General features: G+C 66.7%; 23 protein-coding genes. 16 read left to right on the forward strand and 7 right to left on the reverse strand.

The window, feature by feature from the left end; translation table 11 throughout:
* Positions 1–78: 78 nt before the first annotated feature.
* Positions 79–207 carry a hypothetical protein gene (locus LDO15_RS23340; RefSeq protein ID WP_263428339.1) on the forward strand — a complete coding sequence of 43 codons (129 nt, stop codon included), beginning with the start codon at positions 79–81 and terminating at the stop codon, positions 205–207.
* Positions 208–218: 11 nt separating this feature from the next.
* The gene (locus LDO15_RS02315; protein WP_223983618.1) at positions 219–1,079 is read left to right on the forward strand and encodes a 3-hydroxyacyl-CoA dehydrogenase family protein; all 861 of its coding nucleotides are present in this window, start codon (positions 219–221) and stop codon (positions 1,077–1,079) included.
* Between the two features lie 49 nt (positions 1,080–1,128).
* On the opposite strand, the gene LDO15_RS02320 is transcribed toward LDO15_RS02315, so the two are convergent.
* Both LDO15_RS02320 and LDO15_RS02325 read right to left on the reverse strand, forming a co-directional pair.
* Positions 1,129–1,755, reverse strand: a complete 627-nt coding sequence (locus tag LDO15_RS02320; RefSeq protein ID WP_223983621.1) for a response regulator transcription factor — start codon at positions 1,753–1,755, stop codon at positions 1,129–1,131.
* On the reverse strand, positions 1,752–2,948 hold the full coding sequence (locus LDO15_RS02325; RefSeq protein WP_223983624.1) for a sensor histidine kinase: 1,197 nt from the start codon (positions 2,946–2,948) through the stop codon (positions 1,752–1,754). Before LDO15_RS02325 ends, LDO15_RS02320 begins: the two co-directional genes overlap by 4 nt.
* A gap of 202 nt (positions 2,949–3,150) precedes the next feature.
* On the opposite strand from LDO15_RS02325, the gene LDO15_RS02330 reads away from it, so the two are divergent.
* Positions 3,151–3,729: a heme-binding protein gene (locus LDO15_RS02330; RefSeq protein WP_223983626.1), complete on the forward strand. Its 579-nt coding sequence runs from the start codon at positions 3,151–3,153 to the stop codon at positions 3,727–3,729.
* Positions 3,730–3,804: 75 nt separating this feature from the next.
* Here LDO15_RS02330 and LDO15_RS02335 read toward each other — a convergent pair whose 3' ends face one another.
* The 3 genes from LDO15_RS02335 to LDO15_RS02345 all read right to left on the reverse strand — a co-directional run bounded on the left by LDO15_RS02335 (position 3,805) and on the right by LDO15_RS02345 (position 6,514).
* Complete coding sequence (locus tag LDO15_RS02335) at positions 3,805–4,995, reverse strand: acetyl-CoA acetyltransferase (protein WP_223983628.1); 1,191 nt, start codon at positions 4,993–4,995, stop codon at positions 3,805–3,807.
* Positions 4,992–5,702, reverse strand: coding sequence for a CoA transferase subunit B (locus LDO15_RS02340; protein WP_223983630.1), 711 nt, complete (start codon positions 5,700–5,702; stop codon positions 4,992–4,994). The genes LDO15_RS02335 and LDO15_RS02340 overlap by 4 nt, the downstream gene beginning before the upstream one ends.
* A gap of 86 nt (positions 5,703–5,788) precedes the next feature.
* On the reverse strand, positions 5,789–6,514 hold the full coding sequence (locus LDO15_RS02345; RefSeq protein ID WP_223983632.1) for a CoA transferase subunit A: 726 nt from the start codon (positions 6,512–6,514) through the stop codon (positions 5,789–5,791).
* A gap of 215 nt (positions 6,515–6,729) precedes the next feature.
* On the opposite strand from LDO15_RS02345, the gene LDO15_RS02350 reads away from it, so the two are divergent.
* The gene (locus tag LDO15_RS02350; RefSeq protein WP_223987698.1) at positions 6,730–7,503 is read left to right on the forward strand and encodes an IclR family transcriptional regulator; all 774 of its coding nucleotides are present in this window, start codon (positions 6,730–6,732) and stop codon (positions 7,501–7,503) included.
* Positions 7,504–7,839: 336 nt separating this feature from the next.
* Positions 7,840–8,805 carry a plastocyanin/azurin family copper-binding protein gene (locus tag LDO15_RS02355; RefSeq protein ID WP_223983634.1) on the forward strand — a complete coding sequence of 322 codons (966 nt, stop codon included), beginning with the start codon at positions 7,840–7,842 and terminating at the stop codon, positions 8,803–8,805.
* A 77-nt stretch (positions 8,806–8,882) separates the two neighbouring features.
* On the opposite strand, the gene nadE is transcribed toward LDO15_RS02355, so the two are convergent.
* Together nadE and LDO15_RS02365 are read right to left on the reverse strand one after the other, a co-directional pair.
* Entirely contained in the window at positions 8,883–9,704 is an 822-nt protein-coding gene (gene nadE, locus LDO15_RS02360) for an ammonia-dependent NAD(+) synthetase (RefSeq protein WP_223983637.1), read from the reverse strand.
* Between the two features lie 245 nt (positions 9,705–9,949).
* Complete coding sequence (locus tag LDO15_RS02365) at positions 9,950–10,972, reverse strand: LacI family DNA-binding transcriptional regulator (RefSeq protein WP_223983640.1); 1,023 nt, start codon at positions 10,970–10,972, stop codon at positions 9,950–9,952.
* Between the two features lie 327 nt (positions 10,973–11,299).
* Here LDO15_RS02365 and LDO15_RS02370 point away from each other — a divergent pair, with 327 nt between their 5' ends.
* From LDO15_RS02370 to LDO15_RS02420, 11 genes are all read left to right on the forward strand, one after another.
* Entirely contained in the window at positions 11,300–12,151 is an 852-nt protein-coding gene (locus LDO15_RS02370) for a sugar phosphate isomerase/epimerase family protein (RefSeq protein WP_223983643.1), read from the forward strand.
* A gap of 64 nt (positions 12,152–12,215) precedes the next feature.
* Positions 12,216–13,223 (forward strand): Gfo/Idh/MocA family oxidoreductase, encoded by a 1,008-nt coding sequence (locus LDO15_RS02375; RefSeq protein ID WP_223983646.1) that lies wholly within the window; start codon positions 12,216–12,218, stop codon positions 13,221–13,223.
* 305 nt (positions 13,224–13,528) lie between these two features.
* The gene (locus LDO15_RS02380) at positions 13,529–15,058 is read left to right on the forward strand and encodes an ABC transporter substrate-binding protein (protein WP_223983649.1); all 1,530 of its coding nucleotides are present in this window, start codon (positions 13,529–13,531) and stop codon (positions 15,056–15,058) included.
* Between the two features lie 6 nt (positions 15,059–15,064).
* Positions 15,065–16,006, forward strand: a complete 942-nt coding sequence (locus LDO15_RS02385) for an ABC transporter permease (protein ID WP_223983650.1) — start codon at positions 15,065–15,067, stop codon at positions 16,004–16,006.
* Positions 16,003–17,853 carry a dipeptide/oligopeptide/nickel ABC transporter permease/ATP-binding protein gene (locus tag LDO15_RS02390; protein WP_223983651.1) on the forward strand — a complete coding sequence of 617 codons (1,851 nt, stop codon included), beginning with the start codon at positions 16,003–16,005 and terminating at the stop codon, positions 17,851–17,853. Before LDO15_RS02385 ends, LDO15_RS02390 begins: the two co-directional genes overlap by 4 nt.
* Positions 17,850–18,725, forward strand: a complete 876-nt coding sequence (locus LDO15_RS02395) for an ATP-binding cassette domain-containing protein (RefSeq protein WP_223983652.1) — start codon at positions 17,850–17,852, stop codon at positions 18,723–18,725. The genes LDO15_RS02390 and LDO15_RS02395 overlap by 4 nt, the downstream gene beginning before the upstream one ends.
* 47 nt (positions 18,726–18,772) lie before the next feature.
* A complete protein-coding gene (locus tag LDO15_RS02400) occupies positions 18,773–19,633 on the forward strand; it encodes a sugar phosphate isomerase/epimerase (RefSeq protein WP_223983653.1) in 861 nt (286 codons plus the stop codon).
* A 42-nt stretch (positions 19,634–19,675) separates the two neighbouring features.
* The gene (locus LDO15_RS02405) at positions 19,676–20,842 is read left to right on the forward strand and encodes a Gfo/Idh/MocA family oxidoreductase (RefSeq protein WP_223983654.1); all 1,167 of its coding nucleotides are present in this window, start codon (positions 19,676–19,678) and stop codon (positions 20,840–20,842) included.
* 136 nt (positions 20,843–20,978) lie between these two features.
* Entirely contained in the window at positions 20,979–22,043 is a 1,065-nt protein-coding gene (locus LDO15_RS02410; protein ID WP_223983655.1) for a LacI family DNA-binding transcriptional regulator, read from the forward strand.
* A gap of 176 nt (positions 22,044–22,219) precedes the next feature.
* Complete coding sequence (gene uxaC, locus LDO15_RS02415) at positions 22,220–23,662, forward strand: glucuronate isomerase (RefSeq protein WP_223983656.1); 1,443 nt, start codon at positions 22,220–22,222, stop codon at positions 23,660–23,662.
* A complete protein-coding gene (locus tag LDO15_RS02420) occupies positions 23,659–25,089 on the forward strand; it encodes a mannitol dehydrogenase family protein (RefSeq protein ID WP_223983657.1) in 1,431 nt (476 codons plus the stop codon). Before uxaC ends, LDO15_RS02420 begins: the two co-directional genes overlap by 4 nt.
* Positions 25,090–25,102 lie beyond the last annotated feature (13 nt).

Genomic DNA, 25,102 nt, shown 5'->3' on the forward strand with positions numbered 1-25,102 from the left:
CCGGGCCCCGGCGATCCGGGCCGGCCTCTGAACCGGACGCTGAACCGGGCAGCGGGCCTGCAGGTGCCGGCCGCCGATATGAAGAACACCACACTGATCTACGGTTCGGCCCTTGTGCTGGCCGCCGTTGGTGCCCTTGTATTGATCGCCAAGGGCACCCGCACGAACCGCTCTAGCCTGGCTGTCGTATCGCCGGCAGCCTCCTGAAAGGAATCGACATGACCTACACGCTCCCCGACAACATCGCGGACCGGCCCATCACCATTGTGGGCGGCGGAACCCTGGGCCGCCGCATCGCCTTGATGCTGTCGCTCCAGGGCGCCGAGGTGCGCGTCTACGACACGGACCTCGCCATTGCCAAGGCGGCCATCGAGTACGTCGCAACACAGCGCCACCGCGCCGTGGAGGAGCTTGGGGGCAGCCCGGCGGTCCGGCTGGCGGCCAAGGACGATCTCGCGGAGGCCCTCCGGGATTCGTGGCTCGTGGTCGAGGCGGTTCCCGAGAAGCTTGGCCTCAAGCAGGCTCTCTTCGCTGACCTGGACCACCTGGCAGCCGAAGACGCCGTGCTGGCCAGCAACTCCTCCTCGTTTTCCTCGGCCGAATTCATCGGCGGCGTGAGCAGCCCGGAGCGTGTGCTGAACATGCACTTCTACATGCCGCCGGCGGTCCGTTCGGTGGAGCTGATGTCCAGCGGCCACACCGATCCGCAGATCATCGAACTGCTCATGGCCGAGCTGCCCAAGTACGCGCTGATGCCGCACCGGGTGCGCAAGCAGAGCACCGGCTTCATCCTCAACAGGATCTGGGCGGCGATCAAGCGCGAATCGCTGCTGGTCGTGGCCGAGGGCGTGGCAGAGCCGCGGGACGTGGACGCGCTGTTCGCCGACGTCTTCAAGTCCGAAGTCACCCCGTTCCGCTTCATGGACGAGGTGGGCCTGGACGTGGTCCTCGACATCGAGAACCACTATTGCGAGGTGGCCGGGGCCGAGAACAAGTCGGCCCCCATGCTGCAGGATTACATCGCCAAGGGCTGGCTGGGGGTCAAGAGCGGCCGCGGCTTCTACAACGACTACGCCTAACCCCGGAACCGCAACGCCCGCGGCAACTCGGGCTGGGAGCCGGGCTGTTTCAGCGCATGCCTTCCCGGCGGAGGGCGGTGGCGATGGCCGCGGCCCGGGATTCCACTCCCAGCTTCGCGTAGATATGGGCGAGATGCGTCTTGACCGTGGCCTCGGAGATGAACAGCCGCTGGCCAAGCTCCCGGTTGCTGAGCCCCTCCGTCAGCAGGCTCAGCAGCTCAGCCTCCCGCGGGGTCAGGATCTCATCCGGATTGCGCAGCTGCTGAAACAGGCGCGAGGCCACCGGTGCGCTCATCACGCTTTGGCCCTGCACGGCGCCGCGGACGGCTGCGAAGATTTCCTCGGGGGCGGCATCCTTGAGTAGGTATCCCATGGCCCCGGCATCGACGGCCCGGACGATGTCGGCATCGGAATCATAGGTGGTGAAGACCAGTACTGCCTGTTTGCCGTTGCGCCGCCGCAGCTGCTTGATGGCCTCGATGCCGTCCATGCCGTCGCCCATGGCCAGGTCCATCACCACCACGGCGGGCGAGTGCTGCTCCACTTTCACCAAAGCTTCTTCGCCGGAGGCGGCCTCGGCCACGACATCCATGTCAGGTTGCGTTCCCAGCAGCGCCTTGAGTCCGCTGCGGACCACGAGGTGGTCATCCACCAGAAGCACGGTGATGGCGCTCATTCTTCCCCTTTGGCCGGAAGCTGCGCTGCCACGATGGTCCCCTCGCCGGGGGTGCTTTCCACCGCGAATACTCCGCCCAGCTGCTCGACGCGCTGGCGCATGGCCCGCAGGCCGTAGCCTCCCGAACCCGACGGCGGTGCCACCGCCGCGGGATCAAAGCCGGCGCCGTCGTCGTAAACATCCAGTGTGACGGTGTCCGGGAGGAACCCGAGCGTCAACGTTGCGTTGCTGGCCGAGGCATGGAGTTTGATGTTCGCCGCCGCACTTTGAACCACCCGCAGGAGTGCGTGGCGGACGTCCGGTGGCACGGGCCGCGGCTCGCCGGTGACCAGCAGCCGGGCTCCGGGGAGATACTGTGCGGCGGCTTGATGCATGGCCTCGGGCAGCGGGGAGGCGTCAAGGCCTGGAGATGCGAGTTCATGGACGAGGCTGCGCGTCTCGGACAGGTTTTGGCGGAGCAGCCTGCTGGCCTGGCGAAGATCCTGCCGGGCGGAGGGTTCAGGCCAAGTGCGGTTGGCCGCCTCGAGGAGCAGCAGGCTGCTGGCCAGGCCCTGCGTCACGGTGTCGTGGATTTCGCGGGACACACGCTCGCGCTCGGCGATGGTGCCCGCCCGGCGTTCACTGGCCGCAAGCCGGTCCTGGGCCAGGGCTACTTCGGCATGCAGGCTGCGCTGCGCCGCGGCATCGCGCTCGATGCGGTCATAGATCAGCGTAAGCAAGGCGCCCACGGCGAGCGGACCCAGCAGCATGGCCAAATCGCTGCCGTCGCTGAGCCTGAACAGCCCTGCGGCAGTTGCAGCCGCGATCGCTCCCGCGGCGACATAGGCCACTGCCCCCGTGAAAGCCGTGCGGCACAGGAAAAACAGCGCAAACGAGCACCACGCGAAGCTGGGTGCCGCAATGACCAGGACCGCCCAGACTGCTACAAGGACGAACATCCACAGCGCCCACGGACGCCGCCGCTGGGACAGTACGGCGATGATGGCATACAGGACACAGGCGGACGCGCCGAGGCCGAGGACCAGGAGATTGTCCGCCGGGCTGTGCCGCATCACATAACGGACCGCCGACGCCACCAACAGCAGCCCGAACCCAAGGTGGACTGCTGTGCCGATCCGGTTGAACCGCCCGGTTGCCGCGGTGGTACCGGAGGCCAAACTTGACGGCGGGAGGGTAGTTGCTGTGCGGGGCATGGGGTCCGTTTTCGGTGGATGGAGTGCTACCCACCATGCTAGGCGGCCCGCCGTTCCTGGTCTCTCATCCGTTCGGCTGACCCCGCTGGCCTGAGGGGTGAGCCGACCCCAGCCGAAGGCCCGATGCCGCGGCAAGGGGCAAGGGAAAGGATGAAAGGGTACCCGGGGCGAGGCCCCGAAACCGCGTTCCAAGGAGAACTCCATGAAGAAGTCCACCACGTTTGCTGCAGCCGCCACCGGGGCGTTGCTCCTGACCGGAGGGCTGACCGTTGCGGCCAACGCGGGCAGCGCCCCGGCGTCCACCGCACCTGAAGTACCGGCGGCAGCGCCCGCCGTCGATCTCCTGCCCGCGCCGGAAACGGTGGTGGCACAGAACCGGATCAGCGTCGGGGCATCAGCCGACGCGGTCAGCGCGGCCCTCGCGAAGTGCCAGGCGGAGAAACTGCCGTTCGTCACCGTGGCGCTGGTGGACCGCTTCGGCACCGTCCAGGCTCTCCTCCGCGGCGACAACGCGGCAGAGCACACCATCGAAGCTGCCCGGCAGAAGGCTTACACTGCCGCCGCCTTCGGAACGCCCACCAGCGAGCTGTCCAAGCGCATCAACGGCAATGGCCCCAGCATCGCTGACCTTCCCGGCACCCTTTTCCTGGCCGGTGGAGTTCCGCTCAAGGTTAACGGTGTATCGGTGGCCGGCCTTGGTGTGGGCGGTGCTCCGGACGGCATGCTCGACGAAGCCTGTGCAACGGCCGGTGCCGAGGCCATCTCTGGAACCGCGAAGTAGTCTCTGGTCCAACGCGGGGTCAGATACCGCCCATTAAGACCCCCGGAACGGGCCGGATCTGACCCCGCGTTGCTTTTAGAGGGCTTCGAGGACGCTGACGTAGTTGGCGATGCCGACGCCGCCCATGTTCTGTACCGCGGCGCGGCGGGGGTTGGAGAGCTGCATGCCGCCGGCGGTGCCGGTGAGCTGCATGGCGGCGATGACGTGCTGGGAGACGCCGGTGGCGCCGACGGGGTGGCCCTTGGCCTTGAGCCCGCCGGAGACGTTGACGGGAAGCTTGCCGTCCTTGAAGACCCAGCCTTCCTCGAGGGCCCGGGCACCCTGGCCGCGTTCGGTCAGTCCCATGGCCTCGTACATCAGCAGCTCGGCGATGGTGAAGCAGTCGTGGACTTCCGCGAAGTCGAGGTCCTCCAGCCCGACGCCGGCCATCCCCAGTGCCCGCTGCCAGGAGGCCCGCGTGGCGGCGAATTCGGTAGGGTCCCGGCGCTCGGCCGGGAAGAAATCGTTCGCCTGGCCGAAACCGGCGAGCCGCACAGGGGCGGTGACGCCGCCGGTCGGGGCCACACTGAGGACGACGGCGGCGGCGCCGTCGGAGACGGGGGAACAGTCGGTGCGCCGCAGCGGATCGGCCACCATCGGGTTCTTGTCCGAGACGGTGCGGCAGAAGTCCTCGCCGAGGTCCTTGCGGAGCTGGGCGTAGGGGTTGTCCACGCCGTTTCGGTGGTTCTTCGCCGCGATGGTGCCCAGGACGTCGCCGAGCTTGCCGTCCCCGTAGCGCTTCCCGTAGTGCTTCGCGACCTCCGCGAATAGCCCGGTGAACCCCGTGGTGGAGGGCTTGCCGGCCATGTCGTAGTCCGCGCCGAGCAGGGCCGCGCCCACGACGTCGGCCCCGGCCTGGGTCATCTTTTCGGCGCCGATCACCAGGACGGTCTTCGCGGTGCCGGCCAGGAGGGACTTGGTGCCCTGCTGGAACGCGGCCGAGCCGGAGGCGCACGCGTTCTCCACCCGGGTGGAAGGGACGTTGGCCAGCTGGTCCGAGACCTGGAGTGCCAGGGAGGACGGGAAGGCCAGCGGCATCATGCCGGAGTTGAACTGGCCGAGGTAGATCTCGTCGATCTGGCCGGGCTCGATCCCGGCATTGCCGATCGCCTCGGTGGCGACCTGCACGATCAGGGATTCGAGGGTTTCATCGGTGAGCTTGCCGAACCGGCTGTGGCCCCAGCCGGTGAGTAGCACGTCCTTGCCGAACTGGTCCTTGAGGCTCATGCCGTGGCTCCTTCGAATGCTGTTGTCTGTTCAGTTACTTCAGATGCTTCGAGTGCGACGTCGAACGCGGCCTCGGTCTTTAGGCGGAGTTCCTCCACGGTGACGCCCGGCGCGAGGCGGGTGAGCGTGAGCTGACGCCCGCCGCCTGTCGCCTGTTCAGGCTTGTCCAGATCAAACACGGCGAGGTCGCTGATGATGCGGTCCACGCAGCTGAGCCCGGTGAGCGGCAGGGTGCATTCCGTAACGATCTTGGCGGTGCCGTCCTTGGCGTTGTGTTCCGTCAGGACCACGACGCGCGGGGTGCCGGCGACGAGGTCCATGGCGCCGCCCATGCCCTTGACCATCTTGCCGGGGATGGTCCAGTTGGCGAGGTCGCCGTTCCCGGAGACCTGCATGGCGCCCAGGATCGCGATCTTGACGTGGCCGCCGCGGATCATGCCGAAGGACGTGGCGGAGTCGAAGATGCTGCCGCCGGGCAGGACCGTGACGGTCTGCTTGCCGGCGTTGATGAGGTCGGCGTCTTCCTCGCCCTCGTAGGGGAACGGGCCCATGCCGAGCAGGCCGTTCTCGCTCTGCAGGACGACGCGGACGCCCTCGGGCAGGTTGTTGGCCACCAGCGTGGGGATGCCGATGCCAAGGTTGACGTAGTCGCCGTCGTTCAGTTCTTCGGCCGCGATCGCAGCCATCTCATCTCGGGTCCAAGCCATGGTGATACTCCTCGGAAAATCAGGAAAGGGTGGGGCGCTGAAGAAGGGAGCGCTAAAGAAGGGGGCGCTAAGGAATGGGGCGGTGTTCAGGCCGGCACGGTGGCGGCCGCGGCGGGGCGGGGGCGGACGGTGCGCTGTTCGATGTCCTTGACACGGCCGCTGGCCTGGACGAGGCGCTGGACGAACACGCCGGGAGTGACGATGTGGTTCGGGTCCAGCCGGCCCGGCTCCACGATCACTTCGGCTTCGGCGACCGTCACGGCTCCGGCCGTCGCCACCACCGGGTTGAAGTTCTGGGCGGTGTAGCGGTAGATCAGGTTGCCGTCGGTGTCGGCGGTGTGCGCGTGGACGAGCGCGACGTCGGCCTTGATGGCGCGTTCCTGAACATACGTCTCGCCGTCGAACTTTGCCAGCGGCTTGCCTTCGGCGACGAGGGTGCCCACACCGGTCTTCGTGTAGAAGGCCGGGATGCCGGCCCCGCCGGCGCGCAGGCGCTCGGCGAGGGTGCCCTGCGGGGTGAACTCGACCTCCAGCTGGCCGGCGAGGTACTGCTCGGCGAAGAGCTTGTTTTCCCCGACGTAGGAGGCGATGACCTTGCGGACCTGGCCGCCTTCGATCAGCACGCCGAGGCCCTTGCCGTCCACGCCCATGTTGTTGGAGACCACCGTCAGGTCCTTCACCCCGGAGTCACGCACGGCCTCGATCAGGTCGGCGGGGATCCCGCTCAGGCCAAAACCGCCGACGGCGAGCGTCATGCCGTCCCGCAGCACATCCTGCAGCGCGGCTGCTGCCCCGGATTTCACCTTTGACATTGCATCTCCTCATTGAGCTCCTACTTGCTATCAACGCCGGGGAATCCACCTTGTGGACTCCTCGCCTGAACAGCGAGCCTATGGTGTGTCGCAGGCCACTGTCAATGCGAAAAATAAGCTCAAAAATGGCGGTTTCTACAGTGTGGACGCTAAGCTGGAGACTGTCCATAATATGGATACAAGGGTTGATTTTCGAGACGGAACGAGACAAGAAGATGAATGCAGCACCGATCCAAGGCGCTCAGGTGGTCAGCCGGGTCGCCGCCCTGCTGCGTATGGTCGGCCGGAAACCGGAGGGCAGTCCGCTCGTGGAGCTGGTGCGTGAATCGGGACTGACGCGGCCCACGGTGCACCGGCTGCTCAGCTCCCTGGCGGCCGAGGGGCTGCTTGACCAGGATTCTGGCACGGGCAACTGGGTCCTGGGCCCCGAGATCCTGCTCCTGGGGTCCGTGGCCTCGGCACGGTTCCCGCTGGAGGACATTGCGCGGCCGAGCCTCCGCCGCCTCGCCGAAGAGACCGGCGAGAGCGCGTTTTTCTCTATCCGCCGCGGGAACGAGACGGTGTGCCTGCTCCGGGAGGAAGGCAGCTTCCCGGTCCGTTCCTTCGTGCTGCATGAGGGCGTGCGGTTTCCGCTCGGCGTCGCCTCCGCGGGCACCGCCATCATGGCGTTCCTGCCGCCGGAAGAGCAGGAAGAGTTGCTCGCGGATTGGGCCTCCCACGCCGGCAGTTTTGCGGCCGCGCACACAGAGGCCCTGGTCCGGGCGAATCTGGAAGCAACCCGGCAGGCCGGCTATTCGGTCAATCCGGGGCTGGTCCTCGAGGGAAGCTGGGGGATGGGCGCCGCGGTCTTCGACCAGCGCGGGCGCCCTGCCTGGGCGCTGTCCCTGACCGGCATCGAGCCGCGCTTCCGAGAGGACCGGCGCCCGCAGCTGGGGCGGCTGCTCATGGACGAGGCACACCGGATCTCGACGCAGCTGCAGGGCATCTGAGCGGGCCCATCGGCGTGTCGTTGTGCGTTGCGGGCCTGCCCGGACAGCTCGACAAAACAAGGGCCGCGGAGCACGATGGTAACTGCATCAGGAGACTTCAGCTGCCGCTTTGTGAGCTGAGGTTGCCCGCACCGATATGATCGCCAGTGCCCGGCCAGCGGGCACGGTCCGGCGGCCACGTTCCACGACTCCGCCAAGGGGTCACAGGGGAGGAACAGCACGGCGGACGCGCCTTCCGCCGGCGCCGGCCGGCGCCGTGGTCGACGTCGGCCGTGAAACGAACACCAGGCCGGTCTCCGGCCGTACATTTGGAATTCCCCCAAAGGAGTGAGTCATATGGCTCCTCACCCCGCAATACATGCAAAGCCGCGCCTTTTGCGCCTCCTGATAGCTGCCGTCATGGCGCTGGTGCTGCCGCTGGCCGTCAGCGGCGCCGCCCAGGCGAACGGCAGCAAGCCTTCAAGGACGTGGACCGTGCAGGTCGGATCCGAATCCGAAGACCAGGCCATTCAAGGCATGGCATTCCTGCCCGAGCATATTTACATCAACGCCGGCGACAAGGTGGCCTGGAAGGCCAACTCCGCCGAGATCCATACCGTCACGTTCCTGGCCGCCGGCCAATCACTGGACTCCACGCAGCCGTTCAACCCCACGGATCCGCAAGAAATCTCCAAACAGGGCGGCAACGTCTACGACGGGCAGACATATTTCAGCTCCGGAGTCATGTCCAGCGTGTCCAACAGCGGCTTCAAGGAATCCGGTAAGTACACGCTGAAATTTCCGGCCACGGGTGAATTCATGTACTACTGCCTGGTGCACGGGATGGCCATGAAGGGTATGGTCCATGTCCGGGAAGCTGGAACGGACTACCCGTACACGCAGTCGCAGTATGACCGCCACGCCAAGAAGCAGGAAAAGAGTATCCTGCGCGACGGACATAAGTCCTGGGACGCGGCCCGCGACCAAGCCAACAACCACACGGTCATTGCCGGCACGGATAACGGGACCTCCATGGTCATGCGGTTCGTGCACCAGGAGATCAAGATTAAGGTCGGTGAAAGCGTGACATTCTTCAACAGTGGCATGGGCGCCCCGCACACCGTCACGTTCGGAAAGGAGCCAGCCAACATCTTCGCACCGATCGGCGACCCCGGCCACTTCACCGGCGGGGACCTGAGTTCCGGGCTGATGCCGCCGGGCGCCCACTTCACTGTGACCTTCCATTCGGCCGGTGAGTTCAAGTACATCTGCGCCCTGCATGACTTCATGGGCATGGTCGGCACCGTCGAAGTTCGGGAGTAGGGGCCGGAACAGGGCAGGCTACGCATTGCGGCACCGGCAGGTGCCTCTTGGCGCCGGATCACCTCGGGGGGTACCGACTATTTCCACCAGGTGTCGAAAATGGTGACCGGGACAGTGCGCTTGTGGCGGGTCCGCAGGTACATGCCCTCGATCCGTTCGGCAACCGCATCCGGCACGTCGCGACCCTCGAGGTAGTCATCGATCAGGTCGTAGCTCACGCCGAGTTCGTCCTCGTCGATGCGGCCGGGTGTGCCGTCCAGGAGGTCCGCCGTCGGGATCTTCTCCCAGATCCGGGCCGGCGCGCCGAGTTCGGCAAGCAGGGCGCGGTTCTGGCGCTTGTTGAGCCCGAACAGCGGCAGGATGTCCGCGCCGCCGTCGCCGAACTTGGTGAAGAAGCCGGTGACGGATTCGGCGCCGTGATCCGTGCCGATCACAAGGTAGTTGTGCTCGCCGGCCAGGGCATACTGGGCGATCATCCGGGTCCGGGCCTTGGTGTTGCCCTTGTGGAAATCGGAGATCTCCGTGCCGACGGTCTTCTGGAACTCATCCTCGAAGCCGTCCACCGCGGCCGAGATATTGAACGTCCATTCGGTCTTGGCGCGCACAAAGTCCAGCGCCGCCTGGGCGTCGTCCTCATCGTGCTGGACACCGTAGGGAAGCCGAACGGCCACGAAGTTCGCCTCGACGCCCTCTGACTCGAGCTCCTCGACCGCCAGCTGGGCCAGACGCCCGGCCAGGGAAGAGTCCAGGCCGCCCGAGATGCCCAGGACAAATCCCTTGGTGTGGGTGGCCGCCAGGTATTCCTTGAGGAACGTCACGCGTTTGCGCACCTCCCCGGCAGGGTCGATCCGGGGCTGCACGCCCATTTCTTCGATGATCTTCGCCTGGAGTTCACGCATGCCTCACAGCCTAGCCAGCGCTGTCAACCACACTCAACTGTTGCGGCCGGGCGGGCTGCGCCGGCCGGGCCGGCGGGCGAGGTGCGGCTCCGACGTCGGAAATGCGCGGCGGTTCGCGACTGGCGCTACGCTTTCGCGCCGTCGCTACGCGGATCCGCGTAGCGCGGGGCCGGGAGCGCAGCGCGGGACTGGAACCGCCGCGCAGGACTGGAACCGCCGCGCGGCCACCAACCTGCTGGCCCGCCCTATCCCGCCTGCGGCGCCGGACCGGTGGAGCCGCGCACCGTCAAATGCGTGGGCATGACCGAGCGGCTGCGTCGCCCACCGCCGGCCAGCGGATTCAGCCGTGCCAGCAGCATGGACACGGCCACCCGGCCCGCCTGTTCGATCGGGGAAGCCATGGTGGTCAGGGGCGGATTGCAGAAGTCAGCTCCGAAGATGTCATCACAGCCCACAATGCTCATGTCCGCCGGCACACGGATCCCGCGGGCACTCAGCCGCTGGAGCATGCCGATGGCGATGAGGTCGTTGAAAGCGATGCAGGCGCTCACCCCGCTGTGCACGGCGGCATCCGCGGCGGCCGCGCCGGACTGCGTGGTGGGGGCGAAGGGGCCGAGCCGGTGAACCTCCACCCCGCGCGCTTCGGCGGCCGCGGACAGGGCAGTCCACCGACGCTCGCTGGACTGCGACGACGCCGGACCTGCTACGTAGGCCACGCGGGTGTGTCCCAGCGAGATCAGGTGGTCCAGCGCCTGGCTGGTCGCCGACGGGGTGTCGATGATGACAGCCGGCACGCCGGGCACGTCGCGGTTGACCGCAACGATGGGGATCCTCGCCGCCGCCGCCAGAAGGACGTCGTCGCTGAGCCTGGACGCGGCCACGATGATTCCGTCAGCCCCCTTGCGGAGCTGCTCCATGGCACTTGCTTCCACCTCATCGGACTCCTCCGTGTCCACCAGCAACTGGGTGTAGCCGGCCGCCTTGAGCTGAAGCTGTGTCCCCCGGATGAGATCGAAGTAGAAGGGGTTGGTGATGTCCGGCACCAGGACTCCCACTGCGCCGGTGCGGCCGGAACTCAGTGCCTTGGCCTGGCTGTTGGGCGTGTAGTTGAGCCTGGCGGCCGCTTCTTCGATGCGCGCCCGGGTCCGGACGTTCACCCGATCGGGCGTCGAGAGCGCGCGGGAAACGGTGGAGGCTGCAACGCCGCAGAACGCCGCAATGTCGTGGATGGTGGCAGGCCGCTCGGCCTGGTCCGGTCGAATCGACACGGGGCTCCTCTCTGAGCGATGTCACTGGGCAAATATGGCGGGGCAAATTTCACGGGCAAATGTCTCTGGGCGATGCCTCTCAGCAAGGGGCCTTGAGCAGGTGCGGAACGCTGCCCGACGCCGGCGGGCCCGGATCGCCTCAAGCACCCGGGGAAGGGGCCGGGTGAGCCGTGCCACATTGGCGCCGTGAACAAAGATTGGCACAATTGCAAACTTTTGGCAATCGGTTGTCAAGAATTAGCGCTGGGACTAGACTCGCCCCAAGAACATCATTGTGAACTGACTCACCCCGCCCGAGCGGCGGGACACCTGAAGCGGGAGCTTGAATTGACAACAGCGTCAGCACCAACAACCTTCACCCTTTCCGGCTTCGGCGACGAGATTGACCCCGATCCCGAGATCCAGGCGGCAGTGCTGCTGGCGATCGGCGCCAGGCATATTGAAGTCCGCAGCGCCTGGGGAACCAACGTTTCCGAGCTTTCCGCGGAACAGCTCGTCGAACTCAAGACCGTTCTGGACGCCAAGGGCCTCGTAGTCTCGGCCATCGCCAGCCCGATCGGCAAGGTTGATGTGTCCCTCCCGGTCGAGCATGAAGTGCAGCGGCTGCGACAGATTATCGATGCCGCCAGGACGCTGGACACCAAGTACATCCGCATCTTCTCCTTCTACCGGGCCGAGGCCCGGAGCCAGGACGAGATCCGCGAGGACGTCATGGCCCGCATGACGGCGCTGGCGGCGCTCGCAGCGGAGGCCGGCGTCGTGCTTCTGCATGAAAACGAAAAGGGCATCTACGGCGATACGCCCGAGCGCGTGCTGGACATCATGAAGTCGGTCGATTCGCCGTCGCTGCGTATCGCCTGGGACAACGCGAACTTCGTCCAGGTGGGCGTCAAGCCCCACACCGACGGCTACGCCATGCTGCGTCCCTACCTGGAGTACTTCCAGGTCAAGGATGCGCTGGCGGCCAGTGGCGAAGTGGTCCCGGCCGGGCAGGGCGACGGCGAATTGAATGAAACCATCGCCGCGCTGAAGGCCGACGGCTACACCGGCTTCGCCTCCTTGGAGCCGCACCTGGCCAGCGCCCATGAACTCGGCGGGTTCTCCGGCCCGGTAGCCTTCGGTTCCGCGGCCCGCGCTTTTGCCGGGCTGGCGGCGAAGAACCGGATCGAACTCATCTAGCGCACCTGCGCTACTAAGAATCAGCCACTAGGCAACAAGCCACTAGACAATCAGGGAGCTCCGGATGCCAAAGGCGGCAATCATCGGCTGCGGCGACGTGTCGATCGTCCATTTTGAAGCACTTGCAGGAATGGACGACGCCGAACTGGTGGCGGTCTGCGACACGGATCCAGGGCGCCGCGCCGCGGCGCAGGCGGCCCACGGTGTCCCCGGCTTCGAGGACTACCGCGACATGCTGGAGGCGGCCGCCCCGGACGTCGTGCACATCACCACCCCGCACCATGAGCACGCGGCGATCGCCATCGACTGCCTGCACCGTGGCGTCAATGTGGTGCTGGAGAAGCCTCTGGCGCACACGCTCGCCGAGGGGGAGCGGCTGCTGGCCGCTGCCCACGAAAGCACGGCGCGGATCGGGCTCTGCTTCCAAAACCGCTACAACGCCCCGGTGCAGGAGATGCGCCGGCTGCTGGACTCCGGCGAGCTGGGCAAGGTGCTGGGGGCATCGGCCACAGTCATGTGGCACCGCAATGCCGACTACTACCTCGACCGGCCCTGGCGCGGAAGCTGGGGCGGCGGCGGTGGCGGCCTGATGATGAACCAGGCCATCCACACCGTTGACCTGCTGCAATGGCTGGTGGGGGACGTCGTGCGGCTTTCGGGCAGCACCTCGACCCATGCGCTGGGAGATGCCATTGAAGTCGAAGACACGGCCGAGTTTGCCGCGCTCCACAGCAACGGCGCGCGCAGCGTCTTCTACGCCACGCTGGCCAACGCGGTCAACGCTCCGGTCACCCTGGACATCAGCACCGAGAATGCAACGCTGAGCCTGCGGGGAGACCTTGTGGTCACTTACGACGACGGGCGTAGCGACGTGGTGCGTGAGCGCGCCGCCGGCTCGGGCGGGCGCTCCTACTGGGGTGTTTCGCACGCCCTGCTGATCGCCGATTTCTATGCCGGCCTGGCTCAGCCGGGGCCGTTCTGGATCGACGCCGCCGAAGGGCTCAAATCGCTGCGGATCGTGAAGGAGCTGTACAGGCAGTCCTTCCCCGGCTCTGAGGAAAAGGTGTCCTAGCCGGCCGTGCCTCGGCGGCCTGCGCCGCACGTCACAACCGCCCCGGTACGCCCCCCGCGGCCATGCGCAGCCAGGCGCCAGTGCGCCGTCGTACGCACCCGGTGGCCATGCCCGGCCCGGCGCCAGCGCGCCGCCGTACGCACCCGGCGGAACCCCTCAGGCAACAATGCAAAACTTTATGACAATCGGTTGCCAGATATGGCAACCCAACGTACGCTGAACCCACAAGCGGCACTGTGGTCCACGCCACATGGCCGCCGCAAGCGTCCGTTGCAACGGACCTCGTCAAGCGATAGGAGCCAACAATGAAGTTAGGTCCCAAGGCAGCAGCTGCTGCCCTCATCCTCAGCGCGTCCCTCGCGCTAACCGGCTGCGGCGGCGGCGCTGCAGCCGGCGGCTCGGCCGCAGGCACCGCGGCCACGGCCCTGACGCTGGGCACCATCCAGGACGTCCGGTCCTGGGACCCGGCCCAGGCCCACGTGGGTCACCTTCTCCAGCCGTACCAGGCGGTCTACGACACCCTGATCCTGCGCCAGCCGGATGGAAAACTCAGCCCCATGCTGGCGACGGACTGGAAGTACAACGCAGCAAACACCAAGCTGACGGTGGACCTGCGCACGGACGTCACGTTCAGTGACGGCGCCAAGTTCGACGCCGAGGCCGCCAAAGCCAATATCGACCACTTCAAGAAGGCCAACGGCCCGCAGATGGCCCAGCTTGCCTCGGTTCAGGATGTGACCGTGGTGGACGCCGACACCATTGATATCAATCTCACTGTCCCGGATCCGGCCCTGGAATACTTCCTCAGCCAGGCCGCCGGCCTGATGGGCAGCCCCAAGGCGCTCGGCACGGACGGCATCAAGACCGAACCGGTCGGCTCCGGCCCGTACGTGATGGACAAGGCGGCGTCCGTCAAGGATTCCCAGACGGTCTTTACCGCCCGCAAGGATTACTGGAACAAGGATCTGCAGAAGTACTCCAAGCTCACCTTCAAGATCCTGACCGATCTCACCGCCCGCACCAACGCCCTGGTCTCCGGCCAGGTCGACGCCACCATCCTGGACCCCAAAAACGGCAAGCAGGCCGAGGGCGCCAAGATGCAGCTGGCCGCCAACGAGGTCGACTGGCAGGGACTGCTCCTCCTGGACCGCGACGGTGCCAAGAACCCGGCCCTGCAGAACGTCAAGGTGCGCCAGGCCATCAACTACGCCTTTGACCGCAAGACCATCCTGGACCAGGTCATGCTGGGCCAGGGCACCCCGACGTCCCAGCCGTTCGGCAAGGCCAGCGGGGCCTGGACCGAAGGGCTGGAGAACTACTACAGCTACGATCCGGCCAAGGCGAAGCAGCTCCTCAAGGAGGCCGGCTTCGAAAACGGCGTCACCCTGGAAATCCCGAGTGTCCCCGGTTTCGAAACCCAGATATCCGTGGTCCAGCAGCAGCTGGCGGATGTGGGCATCACCCTGAAGGTCGGCGCCGCGCTGACCAACACCTTCACCTCCGATGTCGCCGCACAGAAGTACACCACCATGTACTTCTCCCTCTTCCAGGGTGAGCCGACGGTTGCCATCAACCAGATCGTCTCCACCAAGGCGCTCTACAACCCGTTCAAAAACGCGACCCCGGAGCTGGATGCCAAGATTGAGGCCGTCCGCGCCGGCGGCGCCGATGCCGGCAAGCTGGCCCAGGAGGTCAACAAGTACGTGGTGGAGCAGGCGTGGTTCGCTCCGCTGTTCCGCGTGAACCAGATGTACTACCACAATGCCAAGGTGAACGTGACGCCGCAGATCCAGCAGGCCGTCCCGTCCATCTACAACTACTCACCGGCCAAGTAGGACACCATGATCAGGTTCATTGCAAAAAGGCTGGGCAGCGGTCTGGTGGTGCTGTTTGTGGTCTCGGCGCTCACCTTCTTCCTGCTTTATATCTCCAGCGGGAGCATCGCCCGGAACATCCTGGGTGACCAGGCCACCGCCGAGCAGGTGGCGCTGAAAGAACACGAGCTGGGGCTGGACCAGCCTCTGGCGGCCCGCTACTTCGCGTGGGTGGCCGATGCCTTGAGCGGCAACCTTGGTGCTTCGTGGTTCACCTCCGAACCGGTAGCCAACTCGCTGGCCACCCGGATCCCGGTGACCATGACCATGGTTTTCGCCGCAATCATCCTGATCGCAATTTGTGCCGCACTCATTGGTGTCCTTGCTGCGGTCAAGCGCGGCTGGGTGGACAGGGTGGTCCAGGTTGGCGCCATCATCGGCGACTCCATTCCGGGGTTCGTGATCGGCGTCATCCTGGTCACCGTCCTGGCCATCCAGCTGGGCCTCTTCCCGGCGACCAGCACTATTTCCCCGGATTCCGGGGCCGACGCGTGGGTCTATTCCATGTCGCTTCCGGTGATCGCCTTGCTGATCAACGGCGTCACCGGAGGCGCGCAGCAGATCCGCAGCGCCGTCATCAAACAACTCGAACGGGACTATGTCCGCACCCTGCGCAGCCGCGGCATCGGAGAGCGCGAGATTCTGTTCAAGCACGTGCTGCGCAGCGCGGCTCCGGCCGGCCTGACCGTGCTGAGCCTGCAGCTGATCGGCATGCTTGGCGGCGTGGTGATCATCGAGCAGATCTTTGCCCTCCCCGGCATGGGGCCGCTGGCGGTCGCTGCCACCGGCCAGTCGGATCTTCCGGTGGTGATGGGCGTCGTGATGTACACGGTGGTCGTCGTGATCGTGGTGAATCTGCTGGTGGACATTCTCAATGGCTGGCTCAACCCGAAAGTACGTGTGTCATGAGCGATTCTGTAGAAACCGCGGCCCCCGCCGCCCCCGCACCCACAGGGCAGAGCGGAACCGTGGTTCGCTCCACCGTCCTCCGGCGACTGTTCAGGAACCCCCTGGGCCTCGTTGCCATGGCCCTGCTGCTGGGGATCTCGCTCCTGGCGATCCTGGCTCCGGTCCTGGCGCCCTTCCAGGAGAACTATTCCAACATCGCCAAGACCCTTGCTGCCCCGGACTCCGTGAACATCCTGGGAACGGACAGCGCGGGCCGTGACGTCTGGAGCCGGTTGCTGTTCGGCGCGCAGCTGACGCTGCTGTCCGCCCTGCTCTGCGCCGGCGTGGCCATCGCCATCGGCCTGCCGGCCGGCCTGATCGCCGGCTACTACGCGGGCAGGTTCGAGGCCGTCTCCAACTGGGTGGTGAGCGTCCTCATGAGCCTTCCCGGGCTGATCGTGCTGCTGACCATCCGGGCGGCCTTCGGCCCCTCGGTATGGATCTCCATGATTGCCTTCGGCATCCTCATCAGCCCGTCCTATTTCCGGCTGACCCGCACGGCCGTCCAGTCGGTGCGCAACGAGCTGTATGTCGACGCCGCCCGGGTTTCCGGGCTCTCGGACCTGAACATCATCGCGCGCCACATCTTCTCTGTGGTCCGGGCGCCCATCATCATCCAGACCGCCGCGATTGCCGGGGTGGCCATCGCCATCCAGTCCGGCCTGGAGTTCCTCGGCCTGGGCGATCCCACCAAGGCCACCTGGGGCGTCATGCTCTCCGAGGGCTTCAAGAATGTCTACCTGAATCCGACCCTGCTGTTCTGGCCGGCACTGGCCATGGCACTGACCATCGGCGGCCTGGTCCTGCTTGGCAACGCCATCCGCGACGCCCTTGAGGACGGCGAAAAGATCAAGCACCGCCGCAAGAAAACGGCCCAGACGGCCGGAACGACGGCGGCGTCCGCCGCCGCGCGCCCGTCGCGGAAGCCGGTGGCCGCCGTCGTTCGCGGAACCGAGCACCACCTGGTCAAGGTGACCAATCTCGGCGTCGGCTATCCCCAGGCGGACGGTTCCATCAAGAAGGTCGTTGACGACGTCTCCTTCCACGTGGACCGCGGCGAGATCCTGGGCATTGTGGGCGAATCCGGCTCGGGCAAGTCCCAGACCGCGTTCTCCATCCTGGGCCTGCTGCCGGACAACGCCCGCATTGTGGCCGGCTCCATCCAGTTCGACGGCGGCTACACAGTGGCCCCGGGCGAGGACCGCGTCAGCCAGGAACGGCTGTCCAAACTGCGCGGCAAGCGGATTTCCTATATTCCGCAGGAGCCCATGAGCAACCTGGATCCTGCCTTCACCATCGGCTACCAGCTGGTGACGCCCATGGTGCGCGTCCTTGGGATCACCAAGGCCGAGGCCAGGCGGCGCGCCCTGAAGCTGCTCACGGACGTCGGCATCGTCAACCCGGAACGGACCTTCGACGCCTACCCGCACGAAGTCTCGGGAGGCATGGCCCAGCGGGTGCTGATCGCCGGCGCCATCAGCTGCGAACCGGACCTGGTGATCGCCGACGAGCCCACCACCGCCCTGGACGTCACGGTGCAGGCGGAGGTGCTGGACCTGCTGCGCGAGCTCCAACAGCGCCTGAACATCGGCGTCATCCTGGTGACCCACAACTTCGGCGTAGTCGCGGACCTTTGCGACCGCGTGGCCGTGATGCAAAACGGCCGGCTCGTGGAGGAAGGGCCCGTCCGCGAGATCCTCCGCAATCCGCAGGAACCCTACACACAGACGCTTCTGGCGTCGATGCTTGAAGGCAAGGAACCCATGTCCATGCTCGTTTCCACCCTGCAGAAGGAGCCCGTCGCATGAGCACCACCGAAAGCGCGCCGCTGCTCACCGTGGACCGGCTGGTGGTGGAGTACCCCAGCAAGAAGTTCCGGGCCCAGCCCTTCCGCGCCCTGACGGACATCAGCATCAGCATCGGCCGCGGCGAAACGCTCGGCCTGGTGGGGGAGTCCGGCTCCGGCAAGACCACCCTGGGCCGCGCCATCCTGGGGCTGGCCCCGGTGACCGCCGGGACAATCAGCTTCGACGGCAAGGACATCAGCCACGCCACCCGCAGAGACCGGCGGGTCCTGAGCAGGGATCTGCAGGTGGTCTTCCAGGACCCGTACACCTCGCTTAACCCAGCCCTGGAGATCGGCGACATCCTCGCCGAACCGCTGGGCGTGCAGGGCATGGAACCCGCGGCGGCCAAGAAGCGCGTCAGGGAACTGCTGGACCAGGTGGGCCTTCCCACCGACGCCATCAACCGGCTGCCGCGCGAATTCAGCGGCGGGCAGCGCCAGCGTGTGGCGATCGCCCGCGCCCTGGCACTTTCGCCGAAACTGATCGTCTGCGACGAGCCCGTCAGCGCGCTGGACCTCTCCACCCAGGCCAGGGTGCTGGACCTGTTCCTGCAGATCCAGAAGGACACCGGAGTGTCCTACCTCTTCGTCTCGCACGACCTTGACGTCGTCCGGCACATCAGCCACCGCGTCGCCGTGATGTACCACGGCGAGATTGTCGAACAAGGACCGGCCGGCGTCGTCACCACCGACCCCGACCACCCCTACACCCAGCGGCTGCTGCTCGCCTCCCCGGTCCCCGATCCGGACCGCCAGGAACAGCGCCGCGCGGACCGGCACCGCCTGCTCGAAGCGCAGCGGATGCAGCACGAACAAGCCGGCGCCCTCGCCTAGGCAGCGCGCCCACAAGACCACCACCACCACGCAGGAGGACAAGAATAATGGCAAAAATCGGCGTACAGGCGATGATGCTCAAAGACAGCTTCACCGAACTCGGGGCCTTTGAGACGCTCCGCAAGGTCAGCGCGATCGGCTACAACGCCGTCGAGATCTCCCAGATCCCGATGACGCCGGAAAACGTAGCAGAGCTGAACCGCTCCCGCAGCGAGCTCGGCATGGACATCGCCGCGCTGTCCGTGGCCATGGAAACACCGAAGGGCTTCCCGGGCGATTCGCTCCAGGACAACTTCGACAAGATCGTTGACGATGCCCAGAGCCTGGACTCGACACTGCTGCGGATCGGCATGCTGCCGTTCGCGGCCATGAAGTCGATCGACGCCGTCATCGACTTCGCCAAGCAGGCCAACGAGTACGCCGAACGCCTGCAGGAACACGGCATCGGACTGTACTACCACAACCACCACATCGAGTTTGCGAAGTTCGACGGCAAATACATGCTGGACATCATCGCCGGGAACTCCCCGGCCATGGGCATGGAGCTGGACGTGCACTGGGTGCAGCGCGGCGGCCAGGACCCCGTCCGCACCATCGAAAAGTACGCCGGCCGCACCGCCATGGTGCACCTGAAGGACTACCGGATCGGCCAGCTGCCCGAAGAATCCTTCGGGCTCCTCGAGACGGGCGATTTCCGCGGCTTCATGGACCATTTCAAGAACGTGGTCCAGTTCGCCGAAGTGGGCGAAGGCAACCTCGACTTCGCTTCCATCATTCCTGCCGCAGAGGCAGCCGGCGCCCGGTACCTGCTGGTGGAGCAGGACGAACTCTACGGCCGCACCGTCTGGGAAGCCCTGCAAACCTCCTATGACAACCTGCTGGCCCTGGGCCACGCCGACCTCTTCTAGAAGTTCCCAAACCCTGCACCAAAGAATACGGAGATTCACACAATGAGCACCAAAGTACGCCTCGGCATCATCGGCCTGGGCCAGCAGGGCGGTCTGTACGCCAAGTTGATCGCCGAAGGAAAAGTCCCGAACATGGTGATCGGCGCCATCTGCGACACCGATCCCGCCAAGAAGGAACTTGCCGCTTCCCAGTACCCGGATGCGCCCTTCTACGACGAATACATCGCCATGCTCGAAAGCGGCGACGTCGACGCGATCGTCACCTGTGTGCCGCACTTCCTGCACCCGGAAATGGGTATCGAAACCCTCAAGCGCAACATCCACGCCCTCGTGGAGAAGCCGGCCGGCGTCTACACCAAGCAGGTCAAGGAGCTCAACGAGTTCGCAGCCTCCAAGCCCGAGCTGTCCTTCGCCATCATGTTCAACCAGCGCAACAACCCGCTGTACCAGAAGCTCAAGGAAATCGTCGACAACGGCGAGATCGGCGCCATCCGCCGCACCAACTGGATCATCACCAACTGGTGGCGTCCGCAGGGCTACTACAACTCCAGCGAATGGCGCGCCACATGGGGCGGCGAGGGCGGCGGCGTGCTGGTCAACCAGGCACCGCACCAGCTGGACCTGTGGCAGTGGATCTGCGGCGTGCCCAAGTCCGTCTACTCCAAGGTTGCCTACGGCTTCCGCCGCGACATCGTCGTGGAGGACGAAGTCACCGCCGTGGTGGACTACGGCAACGGTGCTACCGGCGTCTTCGTCACCGCCACGCACGACCTCGTGGGCACAGACCGCTTCGAGATCCTGGGCGACCAGGGCAAGATCGTCGTCGAAAACTCCAAGACCGCCACGGTGACCCGCCTGCACAAGCCCGAGCGCGAACTGAGTGAGAGCCTGGACATGAGCGATGTCCTCAAGCTTTTCATGGGCCAGATGGACACGGAGGAGTTCTACACCACCGAGGTCATCGAGTTCGATTCGGCCTGGGGTGCCCAGCACGCCGGCGTCCTGGAGAACTTCGCCGCCAACGTCCTGGACGGCACGCCGCTGCTGGCCCCGGGCTCGGACGGCATCAACGGCGTCCGCCTCGCCAACGCGATCCACCTTTCCAGCTGGACGGGCAAGGAAGTCTCCCTGGACTTCGACCAGGACGAGTTCCTCACCGAGCTCAACAAACGGATCGCCGAGGAAGGCAAGTTCCCCGAGCGCGTCTGACGCCCCGCCCGCACCCCCCGCCCCGCACCCCCGCCCCGCATCCCCGCCCAACTGACTCGCAGCAGGGGCCGTTTTGAGCGCTCAAAACGGCCCCTGCTGCGAGCTACTTGGGGTGGTTCCTCGTTAGGATGGGGCGGTGACTGAACCTAAGACGCCGGAAGCTGCCGCACCAACAGGTCCGGTCAAGAAGCACGCCCGGGACGGGAAATCCAGCGCCACGATCTACGACATCGCCAAGGTCGCCGGGGTCAACCCGTCCACGGTGTCGCGGGCCCTCAGCAAGCCGGGACGGGTCAGCGCCAAGACGCAGAAACTCATCGAGGATGCCGCCGCCGAGCTCCACTACCAGGTGAACCCGTTCGCCCGTGCCCTGCCCACGGGACGGACCAGCACCTTCGGCCTGATCGTCGCCGACATCACGAACCCCACCTTCTTCGACATCATCCGCGGCGCCGGGGCCACCGCCACCGCCCGCGACTACACCCTGGTCCTCGCGGACTCGGCCGAGTCCGCCGTCACCGAGCTGACAACGGCCCGGCGGATGATGGCCACCGTGGACGGACTCATCCTTGCCAGCCCGCGCATGGACGACGACGACATTCGCGCCCTCGCCCGCGACAAGCCGGTGGTGGTCATCAACCGCGAGGTCGACGGCGTGCCGTGCGTCGTCCCGGACGTCAACAAGGGGATCAGCGAAGCCGTCCGCAGCCTGGCCGCGAACGGGCACACGAAAGTGGCCTACGTTGCGGGGCCGTCCCAGTCCTGGATGTCGGCGCGGCGCTGGGACGGCGTCCGCTCCGCGTGCGAATGGTCCAAGCTGGAAGCCGTGCGGCTCGAATCCGCCAAGCCAACGGTCGACGGCGGCCGGCAGGCCGCGCGCGCGGTCCTGGCCAGCGGAGCGACCGCGGTCCTGACCTACAACGACCTTCTTGCCATCGGCCTCATGCAGGAACTCCAGGCCGCCGGCGTGGTGGTCCCGGACCAGATCAGCATCGTGGGCTTTGACGATATCTTCGGGGCGGATTTCACCACCCCGCCCCTGACCACCGTGCGCTCCCCGCTGGGCGAATGCGGTTCCGGCGCGGCAACAATCCTCCTGGACCACCTGGCCGGCGGCGGCCAGGAAACCGCCGCGACGCTGAGCGTGGAAACCGAGCTCGTACTGCGGGGGTCCAGCGGACGGCTCATCTCCACCAAATAAGCGCTGCCGGTTCCGCTTTCCGCTGCACTTCAGGACATCCGCGGCCGGGATCCCGGTAGCGGATGTCCCTCATCGGCGCGAAAATCCGTCAGGCGAGCGAAAAGACGCCATTAATTGTTTTGGCAATTTTTGGCAACCGGTTGACAAAATGATTGCCGCGGCAGGACCATTGAGCTATGTCACAGTCGATTGCTGCCCACCCAGACCGGCTCCTGCCCGCGGACCCCGGAACGCGCGGGATCGCGCGCGACCTCCTGGGCCGGGTCCAGGACCTTCCGATCATTTCCCCGCACGGCCACGTTGATGCCGCCGTCCTGGAGCAGAACACACCCTTCCCTGATCCGGCAGCGCTGCTGGTCAGCCCGGACCACTACGTCACCCGGCTGATCCACGCCGGCGGCGTCCCGCTGGACCGGCTGCGCCCGCAGGCCCCCGCCCCGGCAGACCCGTCCCAGGCGGACCCGTCCGCCGCGGCACCGGACTCCCGGACCGTATGGCGCGAATTCTGCCAGGCCTGGCCATTGTTCGAGGGCACCGCCTCCGGCTATTGGCTCCGCGACCAGTTCCGCAGTGTCTTTGGCCTGGACCAGGAGATCAGCGGCGCCACGGCCGATGCCTCCTACGACGCCATCTCCGCCCGGCTCCGGGAACCCGATTTCCGCCCCCGCCAGCTGTTCAAGGACTTCAATATCGAGGTCCTGGCCACCACCGACGATCCCCTGGACGATCTCGCCGCCCACAGGGCCCTGGCCGAGGACGCCACCTTCCACGGCCGCGTCCTCCCGACCTTCCGCCCGGATGCCTACCTGAACCCGGCCAACCCCGCCTGGGGCGCCAACGTTGAGCGCCTTATCGCAGCAGCGGGCGACGGCGGCAGCGGCTTTGCCGGCTACCTCACCGCACTGGAGAACCGGCGTCGTTACTTTGTGGAGCACGGCGCCGTGTCCGCCGACCACGGCGTGCGCACCCCGCGCACCCTGAAACTGGACGCCGCAGACGCCGAGCGTCTCTTCGACCGGGCCCGCTCCGGCGCAGCCACCGCCGCCGAGCGCGAAGACTTCGAAGCCCACATGATGTATCAGATGGCCCGCATGTCCGTGGAGGACGGCCTGGTCATGACCATCCACCCGGGGTCCTACCGCAACCACCACACGGACACCTTCAACCAGTACGGTGCGGACACCGGCCACGACATTCCCTTCGCGATCGACTACACCGAGTCCATCCGGCCCCTGCTGCAGGATTTCGGCACCGCTAAGGACTTCCACCTGGTGCTCTTCACGATGGATGAGACGGTGTACTCTCGCGAGCTGGCGCCGCTGGCCGGCTTCTACCCGTCCGTGTATCTCGGCGCCCCGTGGTGGTTCCTCGACGCGCCCGACGCCATGCTGCGGTTCCGGTCCGCCGTGACCGAAACGGCAGGCTTCTCCCGGTCCTCGGGGTTCATCGACGACACCCGCGCCTTCTGCTCCATCCCCGCCCGGCACGATGCCTCCCGCCGGATCGAGGCCTCCTTCCTGGCCCGCCTCGTGGCGGAACACCGGATCAGCGAGGACCGCGCCCACGACATCATCGTCGACCTCGTCGACGGCTCCCCGCGAAGGGTTTTCAAGCTATGACCATGACAGAGAACGCCGGCGACACCCGACCCGACGACGCGGGGACAGAACTGCCGCGGCTGACCCGCAGCCTTCGCCCCTCGGCCAAGGCCCCGGTGCGGATCGTCCACCTGGGCCTGGGCGCCTTCCACCGCTCGCACCAGGCCTGGTACACCCACCGGGCCGGCGACGCCGCGGAATGGGGGATCGCCTCCTTTACCGGCCGGCGCCCGGACGCGGCACTGGCCCTCGCGGAGCAGGACGGCCTGTTCACGCTCGTGGAGCGCGGCGACGCGGGGGACTCCTTCGAGGTCATCAGCAGCATCGTTGAAGCCGTTGACGGCGCCGACGTCGCCCGGCTCACTGAACTCGTATCCGCGCCCGCCACCGCCATCATCACCCTGACCATCACCGAGGCCGCCTACCGCCTTGGCACCGACGGGCGGCTGGACCTCCGCGCCCCCGACGTCGCGGCCGACCTCGACGTGCTGGCCCGGGCCGCCGGCAACCCCGCGACGCCGCTGGGCCGGCTGGTCTTCGCCCTCGCCGCCCGCCGGGCCGCCGGGACCGGGCCCCTGGCCGTGGTCTGCTGCGACAACCTCGCCAGCAACGGCACCGTCGCCCGCCGCGCCGTCACGGGCCTGGCCGCGGCCTGGGACGCCGGACTCGCCGCCTGGATTGAGGCCAACGTCAGTTTTGTCAGCACCTCGGTGGACCGGATCACGCCGCGGACGACGGCGGCCGACCTCGCCGCCGTCGCGGCCGCCTGCGGCTACCGGGACACGTCCCCGGTGGTGGCCGAACCGTTCTGCAACTGGGTCCTCAGCGGCGGCTTTCCGGCCGGGCGCCCCCGCTGGGAGGACGCGGGGGCGGTGTTCGTGGACGACATTGAGCCGTATGAAAACCGCAAGCTGTGGCTTCTGAACGGCGCACACTCGCTCCTGGCCTACGCCGGGCAGCTCCGCGGCCACGCCACCGTGGCCGAGGCCCTGCAGGACGAGCTCTGCCGGCAGGCCGTGGAGCTGTTCTGGGACGAGGCGGAAACCAACCTGCCCGGCCCGAACCTGCAGATTCCCGCGTACCGCGCCGCATTGCTGGAGCGCTTCGGCAACGGCCGGATCGCGCACCACCTGGCCCAGATTGCGATGGACGGAAGCACCAAGCTGCGCATGCGCGCCGTCCCGGTGCTCCTGGCCGAGCGCACCCACGGACGCACCGGCGCCGCGGCTGCCCTCATGATCGCGGCATGGATGGATTTCGGCGCCACGGCGGCCGAACTTCATGACCCGCTCGCCGCGCAGGTGGCCGCGGCCAACGCGCTTGAGGGCACGGAGCGCACCCGTGCCCTCCTGGCCCTGGTGGATCCGGCGCTCGCCGCAGACGGCGCCGTCCTGGACCTCATCGAAAACCTGCGCGGAACGTTCGGGGAGCGGGCTGTCTCCCGCTAACGGCTTCCGTGCA

Source organism: Arthrobacter sp. NicSoilB8 (genome assembly GCF_019977355.1).
GTDB lineage: Bacteria > Actinomycetota > Actinomycetes > Actinomycetales > Micrococcaceae > Arthrobacter.